The organism is Mesorhizobium kowhaii (genome assembly GCF_003253745.1).
Taxonomy (GTDB): Bacteria; Pseudomonadota; Alphaproteobacteria; order Rhizobiales; family Rhizobiaceae; genus Mesorhizobium; species Mesorhizobium kowhaii.
This window is the reverse complement of record NZ_MZXV01000058.1, coordinates 1-15,325: the sequence shown is the minus strand read 5'-3', so window position 1 is coordinate 15,325 and position 15,325 is coordinate 1. Positions and strand designations below refer to the sequence as shown.

Annotated in this window: 14 protein-coding genes and 2 pseudogenes; 11 read left to right on the top strand and 5 right to left on the bottom strand. The window is 61.4% G+C overall.

Annotation, left to right across the window (positions count from 1 at the left end; translation table 11 throughout):
• Positions 1-81 precede the first annotated feature (81 nt).
• Positions 82-330 (bottom strand): annotated as a pseudogene (locus B5V02_RS27895) (toprim domain-containing protein); the annotation flags it as partial.
• Here B5V02_RS27895 and B5V02_RS41945 point away from each other — a divergent pair.
• The 3 genes from B5V02_RS41945 (at position 295) to B5V02_RS27885 (ending at position 1,286) form a co-directional block, all read left to right on the top strand.
• Positions 295-477, top strand: coding sequence for a recombinase family protein (locus B5V02_RS41945; protein WP_245446239.1), 183 nt, complete (start codon positions 295-297; stop codon positions 475-477). The pseudogene B5V02_RS27895 and the gene B5V02_RS41945 sit on opposite strands and share 36 nt — an antisense overlap.
• A 27-nt stretch (positions 478-504) precedes the next feature.
• Complete coding sequence (locus tag B5V02_RS27890) at positions 505-813, top strand: serine integrase family protein (protein WP_245446238.1); 309 nt, start codon at positions 505-507, stop codon at positions 811-813.
• 89 nt (positions 814-902) lie between these two features.
• Positions 903-1,286: a hypothetical protein gene (locus B5V02_RS27885; protein ID WP_146606159.1), complete on the top strand. Its 384-nt coding sequence runs from the start codon at positions 903-905 to the stop codon at positions 1,284-1,286.
• 273 nt (positions 1,287-1,559) lie between these two features.
• Here the strand turns inward: B5V02_RS27885 and B5V02_RS27880 are convergent, their stop codons facing one another.
• Together B5V02_RS27880 and B5V02_RS27875 are read right to left on the bottom strand one after the other, a co-directional pair.
• Entirely contained in the window at positions 1,560-1,805 is a 246-nt protein-coding gene (locus B5V02_RS27880; RefSeq protein WP_146606158.1) for an SGNH/GDSL hydrolase family protein, read from the bottom strand.
• 51 nt (positions 1,806-1,856) lie between these two features.
• Positions 1,857-2,656 (bottom strand): annotated as a pseudogene (locus B5V02_RS27875) (class I SAM-dependent methyltransferase).
• A gap of 154 nt (positions 2,657-2,810) precedes the next feature.
• Between B5V02_RS27875 and B5V02_RS27870 the strand changes: the two are divergent.
• Positions 2,811-3,554, top strand: a complete 744-nt coding sequence (locus tag B5V02_RS27870; protein ID WP_425374421.1) for a recombinase family protein — start codon at positions 2,811-2,813, stop codon at positions 3,552-3,554.
• A gap of 939 nt (positions 3,555-4,493) precedes the next feature.
• Complete coding sequence (locus B5V02_RS41210; RefSeq protein WP_208647148.1) at positions 4,494-4,847, top strand: hypothetical protein; 354 nt, start codon at positions 4,494-4,496, stop codon at positions 4,845-4,847.
• A gap of 620 nt (positions 4,848-5,467) precedes the next feature.
• Here the strand turns inward: B5V02_RS41210 and B5V02_RS27855 are convergent.
• On the bottom strand, positions 5,468-5,929 hold the full coding sequence (locus B5V02_RS27855) for a hypothetical protein (RefSeq protein ID WP_111547272.1): 462 nt from the start codon (positions 5,927-5,929) through the stop codon (positions 5,468-5,470).
• Positions 5,930-6,477: 548 nt separating this feature from the next.
• Positions 6,478-7,152: a protein-L-isoaspartate(D-aspartate) O-methyltransferase gene (locus B5V02_RS27850; RefSeq protein WP_111547271.1), complete on the bottom strand. Its 675-nt coding sequence runs from the start codon at positions 7,150-7,152 to the stop codon at positions 6,478-6,480.
• Positions 7,153-7,308: 156 nt separating this feature from the next.
• Here B5V02_RS27850 and B5V02_RS27845 point away from each other — a divergent pair, with 156 nt between their 5' ends.
• The 6 genes from B5V02_RS27845 to B5V02_RS27820 form a co-directional block, all read left to right on the top strand.
• Complete coding sequence (locus B5V02_RS27845; RefSeq protein WP_111547270.1) at positions 7,309-7,965, top strand: ABC transporter ATP-binding protein; 657 nt, start codon at positions 7,309-7,311, stop codon at positions 7,963-7,965.
• A complete protein-coding gene (locus tag B5V02_RS27840) occupies positions 7,965-10,373 on the top strand; it encodes an ABC transporter permease (protein ID WP_208647149.1) in 2,409 nt (802 codons plus the stop codon). Before B5V02_RS27845 ends, B5V02_RS27840 begins: the two co-directional genes overlap by 1 nt.
• Positions 10,363-11,418 (top strand): lipocalin-like domain-containing protein, encoded by a 1,056-nt coding sequence (locus B5V02_RS27835; RefSeq protein ID WP_111547269.1) that lies wholly within the window; start codon positions 10,363-10,365, stop codon positions 11,416-11,418. Before B5V02_RS27840 ends, B5V02_RS27835 begins: the two co-directional genes overlap by 11 nt.
• A gap of 292 nt (positions 11,419-11,710) precedes the next feature.
• Positions 11,711-11,950 (top strand): hypothetical protein, encoded by a 240-nt coding sequence (locus tag B5V02_RS27830; protein WP_111547268.1) that lies wholly within the window; start codon positions 11,711-11,713, stop codon positions 11,948-11,950.
• A 6-nt stretch (positions 11,951-11,956) separates the two neighbouring features.
• Positions 11,957-12,370, top strand: coding sequence for a hypothetical protein (locus B5V02_RS41940; RefSeq protein ID WP_245446236.1), 414 nt, complete (start codon positions 11,957-11,959; stop codon positions 12,368-12,370).
• Positions 12,371-13,880: 1,510 nt separating this feature from the next.
• Positions 13,881-15,325: VCBS domain-containing protein (locus B5V02_RS27820; protein ID WP_208647147.1), on the top strand; the 1,445-nt coding region annotated here is incomplete at its 3' end.

The window sequence follows — 15,325 nt, the reverse complement described above, 5'->3', positions numbered from 1 at the left end:
CACTCGCCCATGCAAACGGCCGACATGGCGCTATCGCACGGAGCAGCCCTGCCCGCATTGCAACGCCCGCCGATGCGCCACGACGGAGTTCGATCGACCATTGGATCCGGCCTCGTCGTTGTCGCGGATGACATAGAGCCGCTGCAGGTTCGGCGGGAACAGGATGGCGGCGAGATGAGCCGCCGAGAGAGCCGCCGCCATTGCCATGTCGGGCAAGACGCATCTGAGCGACAGCGTCGTCTCGATGCCCTCGCCTGCCGCCATGACGCTGCCGGGTACGCCGAAGCGGACGGCGTGACCGAGGAGGTCACCCATTGCCCTTCGCGGCGTGGCCAGGCCAAATGCCCTGTCGTCGTCGCCAAGCTCGACCGGCTATCCCGCGACGTGGCGTTTATCGCCGGCCTGATGGTGCAGCGCGTGCCGTTCATCGTCGCCGAACTCGGTGCCGACGCCGACCCGTTCATGCTTCACCTTTAGGCCGCGCTGGCCGAGAAAGAGCGGCGATTGATCTCCGAACGTACTAAGGCCGCCCTCGCCTCGCGCAAGACCACCGGCATAAAGCTCGGCAACCCGACCAATACGGCGGAGGCCGCGGCTAAGGGTCGGAAGAAATCGATCAACGAAGCTGATCGATTTGCCCAGACAGTGCTGCCAATCATCGCGTCGATTCAGCGCTCCGGTGTCACCAGTCTGCGTGGCCTGGCAATGGCCTTGAACAATCGCGGCGTTCGGACAGCCAGGAACGGACTGTGGCAGGTGTCGAACGTGCGCAATATCTTAGCGCGGCAATCTGCTGCGAACTTGCTTTTATAGGCGGGAAATAGCCGCTGCGTTGCGGGGTGGGCCGCAACTCCCGCGCCTGATTCTTCCGGCGATTGCGTCGAGCGCCTGGACTAGCGAGCGTGATGGTGGTCTTCATGGTCGTCGGGCTCGTGATCGACAGCTGGACCAGTGGCCGCAGCGAGAGTTACGGGCTGGCCGTGCGGCGTGTTGAGGTAAGCCCGCCGCCAAGCTTCCACGCGGGCGACAAGCGATCCGCCAGTCTCCGGCGACTTCTCGCCAACCAAGCGCTCCAGAGCAGCGAGCACCGCCTGATAATAAGTCTCCTCGGTGTCGGGTTCTCCCGATGCGGCGAGGCGGCGGATTTCGGCGGCGAGAGCCTCCGCCCAGGTATCAAGCCGCACCTATTGGTGACGGATCCACCCTATGGGGTCAGCTATGATCCGGCCTGGCGCGAGCGCTTTGGTGACGGCGGCGATCAACATGGTGCCGAACTGGCCAAATGACGAACCCTCATGAGTGACGTCGAGGATCTTGGATCCCTGCTCTATGCCTCCAAGGTCGAGGCGTTGGCTGGATGCGGTCTTCGGGGGCATCGCCCGCGTGCTGGACATGAGTATTCGGGAGTTGGAGGCATCCTAAGAGAAGGAACTTGCCGGCGGCCACATCACCTTCATGATGTGGACAAAGACCCTTTCTTCGGGCCTTGGTCACGCCTGCCAATTCGCTACTGAGAACACGGCCCAGCTTCCATAGACGCCGTTCGTTCTTCAGACGGGTCAATGCGGTTGGACCTGCGCGAGCAGCGCCTCAACCATAGGGAGCATGTTTCTAACGATGATCGCATCACCCGCTGCATTTGGGTGGTCGTTGTCCGCTTGCAGCGGATGCCCAGTCACGCCCTCCTTGAAGTCGGCGTAGAGCAAGTCTCCATGCTTGGTCGCTAGCTCGGAGAACATCTTTGAAAACGGCTCGGCATAGTCAGCCCCGCAATAGCCGTAGGCCGCGGTTCCAACCACAAGCACTGGAACGCGCTTCTGCCGGAGTGGGAGCCGGTCGGCGCACAACCTAGGGCCTTACTTGACAGTCCCGCAGCATGCCCACGCGACCGAAACGAATGAACGAGGCCCATCTGGACGGCCAGCTTCGTAAGCGTCCCGAACGGCCGCGTCTGCTTTGGCTCGCATTACCGGGTCCAGGCCCGCAGCGTATTTTCCAAGCGGCCCCTCTCCCGAAGTGATCGGTCCCCAATAGTCATCGAAGGATGCATAATCCATTCGGATCAAAAGCTGGGTTTCCTCGACATCTTGAAGCCCTTGTTCGATGAAGCTCTGCTTCAATTCATTCGGCTGCATCATCGGCTGGAAGCAGTATCGGCTTCGCAGTGCCCGCGCGTTTTCATCGAGCACTGCGAGCGTGTCCAACATCATGCGCATGACCGGCATGCCGCCCAGATGGTCCCAAACGGCGGCAGCGACAACGCCTCCTGGCCGGACTACCCGGCGCATCTCACCGATGGCCCTGCCTGCTTCCGGAACGAAGTGCAACACAAGCAGCGCTAGTGCTCGATCGAAATATGCGTCGGGGAACGACAGCGAGGTCGCATCGCCCTGCTGAATGTGGATACGCGGGTCAGTGTTGAGCCGGTTAGCCTCTTCGACGAACACAGGTGAGAAATCAATCGCAGCAATCTCACGCACATTTGCCACTTTCGGTAGCGCGAACGTCAGGCTGCCCGTGCCGCATCCAACGTCCAGAATGCGTTCTCCCTCTGCCAACCCGGCGAATTGATGAATAGAGGGGCGAGCTGTTTGCTCCACCGTCCCATGAGCTGCTCATATCCAGCGGCTTTTCCGACATTGAACGTGGAAGTCATGGAAGCCTCCAGTTGTGTACAAGTTCTCTCATCGAACCTCGTCGAGCAAAGGCTATTGGAATGCTTCCTGCTTGGATAGTGGCAGCTCCCTAAGAGCGGCTAACTGTACGAATAATGAACCGAATCAGACACTTATCTTGCAACGCTCGGCGTTGTGAGCACACTGCAAACGGTGGTTTGCAGTTTGAACACCCTGGGAAATAGCAACATGCCGAGCGCGGTCGCCTACTATCGAGTCTCCACCCAACGGCAAGGTCGTTCGGGACTTGGCATCGAGGCACAGCGGGCCGCGGTTGCGCGCTTTGCCGAAGCCGAGGACATTGCCATCATTCGAGAGGTCACCGAGGTCGAGACCGGAAAGGGAGCCGATGCATTGGACCGCCGGCCGCAACTGTCGGCTGCCCTTGCCCTCGCCCGCCAGGCCAAATGCCCGGTCGTGGTGGCCAAGCTCGATCGGCTCTCACGCGATGTCGCCTTCATTGCCGGTCTTATGGTTCAGCGCGTTCCGTTCATCGTGGCAGAACTCGGAGCCGATGCCGACCCGTTCATGCTGCATCTGTACGCAGCGCTCGCCGAAAAGGAGCGTCGGCTGATCTCGGAGCGCACCAAAGCCGCCCTCGCCTCTCGCAAGGCGTTCGGCATGAAACTCGGTAACCCAACCAACACCACAGAGGCCGCGGCAAAGGGCCGGAAAATATCGATTGTGGAAGCTGACCGATTTGCGCAGTCTGTTCTGCCGATCATCGCGTCCATTCAGCGCTCTGGCATCACCAGCCTGCGTGGCCTGGCAATCGCCCTGAACAATCGCGGCGTCCGCACAGCGCGCAATGGCCAATGGCAGGTGTCGAACGTTCGCAACATCTTGGCGCGGCAATCTCCTGCGAATCTGCTTTTATAGAGGGGAAATAGCCTAGCGGAATCGCAGCCGTGGTGCCGCGCTACCGCGTGGATCGGGGTTATGTCCATTATCGCTAAAGCCACTGTTATCGCGAATGCAAAGGCCTGCCACCGTGAGGCAGCGGGGCGCTTCGTCGCGCGTGCCTGCGATTAGAATTCTTATCGCCGTTTGGATTAGGTGCCGGTGCCTCTCGCACGTCTCGCGGTGGCGGATCGACATGTTCAAGCTCTGACGGTGCTTCCTTGTCGCGACGACGGACAGGTCTTCTTCGGGTCGGGTGGTGGATCTTTGAATTTGTTTGGCATATCCAGTTTCTCCATCCCTGCCGGCCGCGGGAGTAGGCGCGGCCTGTGGAATCAGATGGACCCGCAGCAGATTGAGGGGACAATCGCTACAACAGAGAAACCGGATCGCCGGTCTCTTGTTCCCATGTGCCCGTTAAAAGGCCCGCGACCGTGAGGCAGCGGGCCAATATTGTTTCGGAAGCGGAAAGTCAGAAATGGCCGTGCCAGCGCGGCCCCTCCTGCGGCTCGCTCGGATCATTCGACCAGTTCGGGCCATCGGAGCAGCGGCAAATCTCCGAGCGCACTCGGTCAGCCCTCGCGTCGCGCAAGATGCAAGGCACTAAGCTCGGCAACCCGGGCAATGCGTATAGTGCGGTAAGACCCTTGTGCAATTGCGGAATGGCATTGGCTGTCGGTAGTTTTTAGCTGTCGGCCATCTACTCCTCCCAAGATCTGATGCCGATGCCAAGCTAGCCACGTCCCCTCTCCCGTGGTGAGCTTAAATCGAACCCGCTGCCCCCTCCCGGCAGCGGGTTTTTTGACTCGTATATACGGAACCGACACACTATATGCGGAGGGTCGCCGGGACGACCTTCATGGCAGCCGGCGCTTGGAAGAGTCGATCGCGCTTTCGCCCAAATAAGGGAGAAGCGAGATGGCGACCTTCGTCGGTTCAGCGGAATCAAGAAAGCCTTCAATACCGGCCACCGTGCTCGATGAGTACTGCCGCCAGGCAGGCATAGCAGTTGGCGATCCGGCCAGGGATCGTGTTGGCCGTCAAATTATCAAATTATTCAAAGGCGGCGTGGATAAGCCAGACGAATTGTTGTTGGCGCTAAACCACGGATATGACGAATGGCTTGGCGAGGTTGGCCTACCGCCTTCTTCTTCAGAGCAAGCCGCATCGCTGGTATCTGGCGCCACTCTCCCTACCGGACCCACGGATCACCCTTCAATTTCGCCTCAACGCTTCCCTCAACGAAAAACTCCGCCGAAGCGGGGCTTCTAGCTTTCCGGAAGTGCCGCTACTACCGCATACCGCCACGACACAACTGCGTGTTAAACAGTAGGCAGTCATGATCACGGCGCCGAGCCGAGCACACGGCCGCCTTCGATGGTACGGATTTAACCAAGCGGATCGCGCTTCCGGCCCTGCCGAGCTATCGAAGCAGGGACTCTCCATATCGGGCCCATAGCCGCTCGCAGTCCGTGACCCTTAGGCTTGGCGTCCCCGGTTCGCCGTACATGACCACAGCGGCACGAACATCGTAGCCCAAGATCGCCGCATTGGCGACAAACTGGATGGCCTCGCCTAACCGACGGGAGTCAATTCCGGCAACGGTTTTGTTGGTGATATCGAACACGCCAAGGATTTGCGCGTCCTCATTCCTGGCGGTCAAAGCAGCGGCCATAGCTTCTTCGGTCCATCGCGCGCTCATCGCGGACATAAGCTCGGATAGCGCGTTTGGTTCCGTCCTCCCTGAAATCCTGCAGCTAAGGCGCCTCGGCCTGCTTGTCCGGTTCAGAATCGACGATGGTGATTTGGGTGACGGGCTTTGATGCAACGCAGCCTCCCCGCGTCGGGAGCGCTTGCCTGCGCTACGGCGGCGGCTTTCCATGCGAGCCGCTTCAAAAATGCTGCGAAACGGCGCCGTATCCGACGAACGCCTCACGCATCCGAGCGAACATGCCGGGCTGTCTCCCGGCAATCGCCGCACGGATGTGACGGGCGGCCGTTACGGCGCTCACCGTCGCGCCGAAATGACAATAGCAGATGATCTCATGCAATTGCCTGTCGGTCAGTTCGAAGAACCGCTTCGCTTCGCCGTAGTTGTCGTTTTCCAACCCGGCGGCGCGCAGGACAGGATCCTCGAAAGCGACTGAGATCGGCGAGCCGTCGCCGCGCATGGCCCCGCGTGCTCTAACCGGCTGATACTCGGTCTGAGGCAGTGTCGAGAGACGCCGGTCAGGGTTCCGTTCGAGGAGCTCTGCCCAGCGTTCAAGACGTTGGCTGCGCGACATGGCCTGGCGCGGGTAGGCCTGATCGATCTCGGCGACGATCTGCAGTTGCTCGATCGTTTGGTGCTTCATGTTGGCCTCCTATTCGGACGATAGTTGGTCCACCCATATCCTTCGTATGCCTGCAGCCAGGGTGACTCCAACGGATCATGAAGTCCAATCACGATGATGCCTGGAGGGCTTCGTTCACGCAGATGTGGAGGCTTCGCAAAGATCCGGCCATTAATTTGGCGAACGCGGTCAAATGCGCGGCTGCTCGACGATGTTGGTCTGGAGTCCGTGCCGATCGAGGTGACCGACGGGCAGAGTCTGTGCTGGAGTAGCCCGGCTCCATTGCTGGCCGGGCGGCGGGATCAAGGGAGTGGCAGTTTAGCTTCGAAACCGCCGAAGGCCGGGGCCGATGCGAGTTCTCCGCCCGGTCGTTAGGCCCTTGTGGCTCCAGTGTACGACTTCCGGCATGACCTGGCGCCTGGCTACGACCGGCGGCTGCAGGCGTGCTCGACGAGTAGCGTTGCGGCGTGGATGTCAAAAGATCGACGATGCCATCCAGCGCCCGTGTGATCGATGCGGCGCGCGTTATCCTGATCTTCCAGCACGGCTCCGCGCAGCCGCACCCCTCATTAGACCGTTTCGAGCCGGCTGAACCGAACTGGGATGAGTTTCCGAGTCTTGAGTTGCCCTGCCGCATCCTTGTCGATGACAGTCAGCAACTGTACTTTTTCAGATCCCACAGGCAGAACCAGGCGTCCCCCTGGCTTGAGCTGCTCAAGCAAAGCCGGCGGCGTCGGCTCAGCCGCCACCGTGACCAGGATCTTGTCGAATGGGGCGTGCTCAGGCCAGCCACGAGACCCGTCTCCGACACGAATGCCGACATTGGAGGTGCCGAGGCCCTGCAGGAGAGCCTCGGCATCGCTTGCGAATTCCTCGATGATTTCGACGCTCCAAACCTGCCCGGCGAGTTCCGCGAGGATTGCGGTTTGGTAGCCCAGGCCGGTGCCGATCTCGAGCACTGCCTCGTGCGGTTGGGGAGCAAGGAGATCGGTCATGAGAGCGACGATGAAGGGCTGCGAGACGGTCTTGTCGAAGCCGATCGGCAGCGGCATGTCCTGGTAGGCATAAGGCGCGACCACGGCTGGAACGAAGAGATGCCGTGGCACCCGCCGCATCGCTGCCATCACCCGCTCATCGAGCGTCGCCTTGCCGAGTTCTTCGCTTGCAAGGTCGGCATGGATTGCAATCACCTCGACCATGTGCCTGCGTAGAACCGCAAGGTGCTCTTCGTTCATCGGCTTCATGACGGTGGGGCTTTCCGCAACCAGTCTGCTGCCAGATAGCTTTATGCCTTGTTCGTCTGTCACAGTAACGCCCGCCACGCCACCGTGGTTCGACCACTCACTCGATCCACCCGCCGTGTCAGATGCACGCGGACCTCCGGGGAGAAACATATTAACATGCTGCTGAGGCTGCACCAGATCGACAAATTCTACTCCACTGGCGAGGGGCCGTTGCATGTTCTGCACGGGATCGATCTTTCGCTGGAGGCGGGCAAGAGCCTTGCGCTGACCGGCGAGTCGGGCAGCGGCAAGAGCACGCTTTTGCACCTCGTTGCAGGGCTCGACAGCCCTGATGCGGGAGAAATCCACCTTGGCGGTACCAATATTGTGGGGCTGAACGATACAGCCCTTGCCGCCTTGCGGCGGGGAACAGTCGGACTTGTGTTCCAGCAGTTCAACCTGATCCCTTCGCTTGATGTGGCAGCCAACCTTGCCTTTCAGGCTCGACTTGCCGGCCGTCCTGATCCGGCGTGGCTGAAGGTCCTTGCTGAACGGCTGGGCCTGGCCAAGGTCCTAACGCGGTACCCTGAACAGCTGTCGAGTGGGCAACAACAGCGGGTGGCGATTGGGCGGACCCTAGCCGCTCGGCCCCGGCTGGTTTTGGCCGATGAGCCCACGGGCAATCTCGATGAAGCAACAGGGGATGCCGTCCTCGATCTGATACTATCGCTGGTGACCGAAACGGGTGCCGCCCTGTTAATGGTTACCCATTCCAACCGTCTGGCAAACCGGCTGAACGCCCACGTTCACCTGCAAGCGGGACGGCTGGTGTGATGGTGTGGACCGGGCTGACAGCGCTCTTGTCTCACTGGCGCATGCGGCCTGTGCAACTAGCGATGCTGCTTTTGGGGCTATCGCTGGCAACGGCGCTGTGGTCAGCGGTTCAGGCGATCAACGGTGAGGCGCGGGCAAGCTATGATCGTGCAGCGGCGATCCTTGGGCAGGACCGGCTTGCGCAACTGGTGCGTGAGGACGGGGCCCGGATTGATCAACAGGTGTTTGTGAGACTGCGGCGAGCAGGCTGGCTGGTTTCGCCGGTGATTGAAGGTGAAATGCGGTTTGGGGATGTGCGGTTGCGCGTCCTTGGCATTGACCCACTGACTTTGCCGCCGCAGGCGCAGCAGGTGGATATTGCGGCGGGTGACCAGCTATTGCCGTTCATCACGGCGCCCGGTGTGCTCTATGCAGCCCCGGAAACCGCGGCACGACTAACAGAGCAAGCGACACCTCCCGTGCGCGTGGCCGAGGGTTTGCCGCCTGGCACAGTCCTCACCGACATCGGGCAGGCGCAGGTCCTGCTTGGGGCAAAGGACAAGATCTCTCGTCTTTTGCTTTGGCCGGACCAACCGATTGGCCGTGCCCCTCTAAAGTTGATAGCCCCCGGCCTGACCCTGCGCGAGCCGAGCGAAACGGGGGATCTTGCCAGGCTAACCGACAGTTTTCACCTGAACCTGACGGCTTTCGGTTTTCTTGCCTTTGCAGTGGGGCTCTTCATCGTGCACTCCGCCATTGGTCTGGCTTTTGAACAGCGCCGCCCGGTGTTTCGCACGCTGCGCGCACTGGGCTTGCCGGCCCGCGTGCTGGTCCTTTTGCTGATCGCCGAGCTGCTGATCTTCGCCCTCCTCGCGGGGCTGGTGGGCGTGGCACTTGGCTATATAGTCGCCTCGGCCCTTTTGCCCGACGTTGCCGCCACCCTGCGCGGGCTTTACGGGGCCGATGTGCCGGGAACGCTGTCGATCCGCCCCGCTGTGTGGGCAGCGGGGCTGGCCATCGCGGTAATCGGCACGCTGGTGGCGGCCGCACAGAGCCTCTGGCGGCTATGGCACCTGCCGCTGCTTGCAGCGGCCCAGCCTCGGGCCTGGGCGCGGGCTTCGGAGCGGGCACTGCGCGCGCAAGGCGTGGCTGCGATGGTGCTCCTGTTGACGGCGGCGGGAATTGCACAGTTCGGATCCGGCCTCGAGGCGGGCTTTGCGCTTCTGGCGGCACTGCTGTTGGGGGCGGCACTGGCGCTGCCGCTCGTGCTGACGGGGATATTGCACCTTGGCGGCCGCTTGGCGCGTGGACCACTGGCCGAATGGTTTTGGGCCGACACGCGTCAGCAGCTTCCCGGCCTGTCATTCGCGCTAATGGCACTGCTGCTTGCGCTGGCCGCCAATGTGGGCGTCAGCACGATGGTGTCGAGCTTTCGGCTGACCTTCATCGGCTGGCTCGATCAGCGTCTCTCCTCTGAGCTTTACGTGACCGCCCGCACCGAAGCAGAGGCCACAGCGATACACGACTGGCTGGCCCAGCGCAGCGACGCGGTCCTGCCGATCTGGAGCATTGAGGGCCGGGTCGCAGGTCAGCCCGCGGCAATATACGGCGTGGCCGATCATGCCACCTATCGCGACAACTGGCCGATCCTCTCTGCAGTGCCGGAGGTGTGGGACCGGATCGCCACAGGCGAGGGCGCCCTGATCAACGAACAACTGGCGCGGCGCCAAGGGTTGGGCCTGGGGGACCAGATCACGCTGCCCGGTGGCTGGCGGGCCAGCATCGTCGGCGTCTATGCCGACTATGGCAACCCGATCGGCCAGGTAATCATCGGGATCGACACACTGGTCCAGCACTATCCTGACGTCTCCCGCCTGCGCTATGCCATTCGGATTGCCCCCGGCAAGGCCGAAGCACTGGCTAGGGGTTTGCGGGCGGAATTCGGGCTGCCCGCGCAGAACGTGATTGACCAGGCCGGGATCAAGGTCTTTTCGCTCAAAGTATTTGAGCGCACATTCAACGTGACAGCCGCGCTGAATGTGCTGACGCTGGGAGTCGCGGGGCTGGCGATGTTTGCGAGCCTCATGACCCTGTCGGGGATGCGCCTGCCGCAACTGGCGCCGGTCTGGGCCATGGGTCTGACCCGCCGCCACCTCGCATGGTTGGAGCTTTCGCGCGGCTTGCTGTTGGCAGCCTTGACCATGCTGGCCGCTGTGCCTGTAGGTATTGCACTCGCCTTTGTTCTACTGGCGGTGGTGAATGTGGAGGCTTTTGGCTGGCGTCTGCCGATGCACCTTTTTCCCGGTGACTGGGCGCGGCTGGCGGCGCTCGCGCTGCTGGCGGCCGGACTTGCAGCCGCCGTGCCTGCCTGGCGGCTGGCGCGTCTTTCGCCATCGGATTTGCTGAAGGTATTTGCACATGAGCGTTAGAGCATTGCTGATCTACATGTGCTTGGCCGCACCTGCCTTTGGCCAAGGTTTTGCTGGGCTTGGCACAGAGGCTGACGGGTTTTCAGTGCCGCAGCCGGGGACTGCATTCAACTTCCCGGCAGACCACGGCCCGCACCCCGGTTACCGGATCGAATGGTGGTATCTGACCGCCAACCTGCAAGCTGCGGATGGAACGGACTATGGCGTGCAATGGACTCTTTTCCGATCCGCCCTGGCCCCGGTGGAGCGGTCCGGCTGGTCCAGTCCGCAGCTTTGGATGGGCCATGCCGGGCTGACGACGCAAGCGCACCAATTCGTGGCCGAACGGCTGGCACGGGGCGGCATCGGCCAGGCGGGGGTTACGGCTGCGCCCTTTGCGGCCTGGATTGACAACTGGCAGATGGCAGGCCGGGCCCTGCCAGAGGCGGATGCGCTGTCGGCGCTCGATCTGCGTGCGGCGGGACAGGCGTTTTCCTACGAACTGGCGCTGGACGCCAAAGGCCCTCTGGTGCCGCAGGGAGTGCAGGGCTATTCGGTCAAATCCGAGAAGGGGCAGGCGAGCTATTACTACTCGCAACCATTCTATCACGTGATCGGCACGCTGACCCTTCCGGCGGGCGCGATTGCGGTGTCCGGTCAGGCGTGGTTGGACCACGAATGGTCCTCGCAGCCGCTGGCTGAGGATCAGACCGGGTGGGACTGGTTCTCGCTGCATTTCGACAGCGGCGAAAAGATGATGGGCTTTCGCCTGCGCGGCGGAGGCGCGGGCTTTACATCGGCCACATGGATCGGGGCCGACGGCAGGCCGCAGCCGCAAGCCCCCGGCGCACTAAGGGTGACGCCGCTCGAAACGGCGGCAGTCGCGGGACGCAGCGTGCCGATCCGTTGGAGGGTGCAATTGCCGGAAAAAGGGGTGGATGTGACCACCAGGGCGCTAAACCCAGAAGCCTGGATGGACACACGCTTTCCCTATTGGGAAGGCCCGATCCGATTTGAGGGCACCCATGCCGGGCGCGGCTATCTCGAGATGACAGGCTATGAGTGACTGGAGGACGCTGCTCGATCGCGAGATCGCGACGGTCGGCGAATTGCCGAAAATGGAGAAGGTTAGTTTCCAGCGCCCTTCCCTCTACCACTACAGTCATCTAACGATATGATATTGTTATAGTTTTTTTGGCGAGAACGGTCCGGAATGCAGCACCGGCGGTCTTGATAGCTCTCAACTGATTGATAAATAAAGACGTTTCGCCTCGGGGGTTCAAAACCTCACCGCTACCACACGGCCAGGACTCGTACTTGCGCTTGTCTTTACAGGCCGCAGCCTACCTTAAAAGGAGATGCCGTCGTTTGGCCTCGGCAGGGCGCTGGTGGGCGACGCGGGCTACAACAAGGACCCGATCACTGCGCAAGAGATCATCGACGCCTTCCGCGATGCCGAGTTGGTCGCTGCTGCGCCAGATGAGACATTCACCGGGGCTCGCTCGTTCGCCGAAGCAATGGGCGAATACCAACGGACCCACGACGAGCACGCCCTGCCCATGTATGAATTGACCACCCATGTCGAGGCGATGAGCTAGAGCGGCATGGGGCATGCGGAGTATGCGGCCGCACTCGGACTGTCGCCGGTTCAGCGACGCGCAGAAGCGGGCGATCGTGTAGGAGACAGAGAAGCCTGGCGTCGCCGTGGCGCAGGTCTGTCGCCGCCATGGCGTCGCCACCAGCATGGTGTTCCGCTGGCGGTTGAGTTAGGCCTGACCGCTCGCAAGGCGCCGCAACTGGCGACGGTGGTGCTTGCCGACGGCGCGGAGAATGAGCTGCCCGCGCTCGCGGCGTTGCGCGATCTGGTGCAGTCGCCGGACGGCATGATGGCGATCGAGCTGGCAGATGGACGGCGCGTGTCTGCGCCGGCGGGCAGTACTCCGGCTGCGGTGAAGCGGCAGCTCGCTGGTATCCGTGTAGGCCGCATGGAACCGATTTTCGAGCTAGGTGACATGTAGCGGCGGACACCAGCGACCCAAATTAGGCCGCATGCCGAATAGCATTCTCCGTTTGCACCTGCAGACGTCACAAAATTGTTGAGCCGGATTCTTGCCCCGATCTGGAGGGCTTCCTCAATCGGACCCGCCGGGACTTTGCAGGATAACGATGGCGCCCACGTTTCTTAGTGAGATCGTAAAAGCGATCAGCGTCGTCCTGGACGATCTCGCCCGCAACGCTAATCACATCGACTGCGTTAACCTTTCATCCTTTTGGATGTTGACGCTCACTCTTCATTGGCGTTAAGAATATGTTAATATAAGCGCCTCCTAAAAAAAGATCCTGACCAGCGCAGTCGGGCAAAGGGCGTCATGGGGACTAAAGGGAACGCAGCGCAACTACCAGAGTCGTCGCGGCTACATGTTGTAGCCAAGACTTACACGTGGACGGCCATGTTGATGTCTGGCTGATCGCGGCACTGTGGCCTTGCTGCGACTGGACTACGCACTGACAGTAGCCGTACGCCAAAATTCGCATGTTGATCGTAGCTGTTTCAGATGGAGAGTGACTAATCTGTCAATGCGGCAGTGAACAGATGTGGGGGCATCTGTCTCGTGTACGAGTAAAAGGTGGGGTGGGTAAAATGGCTTCTTCTGAATTCACAGGCGCCAGTGGAACTGCGATATCGCGTTCCAATATAAGGCAGGCTGGGGACGACGTCTTCAGTTCTACCCGTGACACGGCGATCCTCCTTTTGCCGCCCCGGTCCAGTATTTCCCTCGACCAGATGAGCAACGATTTAGGCGAAAACGCAAAGACACCCTACCCCATCTATAATGATTTTTCCGCCTCGATCGATACAAACAAACGCTCGGTTGCTCATGGGGATCCGGCCGGCGCCAAGCTATGTCCGATGCCTCCGCGGGCGTGTGAGCGTGGCGTCGGTACAACTGCCATTGGTCTGAATGGGAACTCCTTTGATCCTGGCGCTCTCGCCGATCATTCCCTGGCTGGCGATCGCAAGCCATTCGCACGGGATTTCCTTGACTGGCGACGTTGCAGGCCGACGGGCGTTGACGCGTCCGGCCGACGTTGAATGTTTTCGCATAAAAACTTGCGCTTCGGGCAAGCGCTCCACGGGCACTAGGGGAAACTGTTATGGGTGGAACAACGACGTCTTTTTCAAATACGCCGCAGGCAGCGGATGATTTCTTCACCAGCGTTTTCACCGGGCTCACTGAAGACAGTTTCGGGACCATCTTCCTCAATGTAATGGCCAACGATCTAGGCGGAAACGCCAAATCATTGTGGTCGATCGATAACGGCACGAACAACATTGGCGCGATGAGCGGCTACATCGCGGCTGATTTGTTGACGCAGGACTTAGGTCGGATTGAATCCGCGGGTTCCGATACAAGTGCTAACGGCGCAAAGATCTGGATTACGGCCGACGGGAAGGTGGGATACGATACAGCGTTCTTGTCGACTGCTTTCAGGTCGCAGTTACAGGGGTTGAATGCCGGCCAATATTTGACGGACACCTTTATCTACTCTATCCGGCTCGGCAACGGGACGCTCAGCTGGGCAACCGCGACCATTCAGTTCGCGGGGACCAACGACGGGCCGGTTCTGAGCAACACAAGCGATCCGACGGCGGTGCTCGAACTGACTAGTGCCTCGGCCCAGAACCTGGCGGCGATCACAGGCAATTTCTCGGTGAGCGATCTCGATATCGGCAACACCCTGCATGCGTCGGTAGTAGGCAGCCCGGTGGTGCAGCTCAATGGCAGTCCGTTCTCGTTGCCCGCCGGGGCAGCCGCGCTGATCGCCAGTGGCGCATTCACACTGACGGATACAACCTCCAACGGTGGCGCCGCCAACATCGGCTACAGCTACGATCCGACTGCCGCCAACCTCGATTTCCTGCGCGCTGGCCAGAGCTTGACGATCACCTACACGGTGCAGGTCAATGACGGCACGACCAACTCCGGCACGCAGAATGTCACCTTCACCATCACAGGCACCAATGATGCGCCGGTGCTGAGCGATACGAGTGATCCGGCCGCGGTGCTCGAAGCGGTCAATGCATCGGCCCAGGACCTGGTGGCGATCACGGGCAATTTCTCGGTGAGCGATCTCGATATCGGCGACACGCTGCATGCGTCGGTAGTGGGCAGCCCAGTGGTACAGCTCAATGGCAGTCCGTTCTCGTTGCCCGCCGGGGCAGCCGCGCTGATCGCCAGTGGCGCGTTCACGCTGACGGATACAACCTCCAACGGTGGCGCGGCCAACATCGGCTACAGCTACGATCCGACCGCCGCCAACCTCGATTTCCTGCGCGCCGGCCAGAACCTGACCATCACCTACACGGTGCAGGTCAATGACGGCACGACCAACTCCGGCACGCAGAATGTCACTTTCACCATCCACGGCACCAACGACGCCGCCGTGATCGGCGATCCGACCGTCGCCGACGTCACCGAGGACAGCTCGCCGACCACCCTGACGGCGACCGGCTCGATTTCGATCACTGATGTCGACACCGGCGAGAACCACTTCAACACGACCGTGACCCCCGGCGCCGGCAATCTCGGCGCCCTCGTCCTGGCCGCCGACGGCTCCTACACCTACTCCGTCGCCAACGCCGCCGTGCAGTTCCTCGCCGGCAGCACCGCCAATGGCGGCACCGCCACCCAGGTCGACACCTTCACCGTGACCGCGGCCGACGGCACCTCCAAGCTCGTCAGCTTCACCATCCACGGCACCAACGACGCCGCCGTGATCGGCGATCCGACCGTCGCCGACGTCACCGAGGACAGCTCGCCGACCACCCTGACGGCGACCGGCTCGATTTCGATCACTGATGTCGACACCGGCGAGAACCACTTCAACACGACCGTGACCCCCGGCGCCGGCAATCTCGGCGCCCTCGTCCTGGCCGCCGACGGCTCCTACACCTACTCCGTCGCCAACGC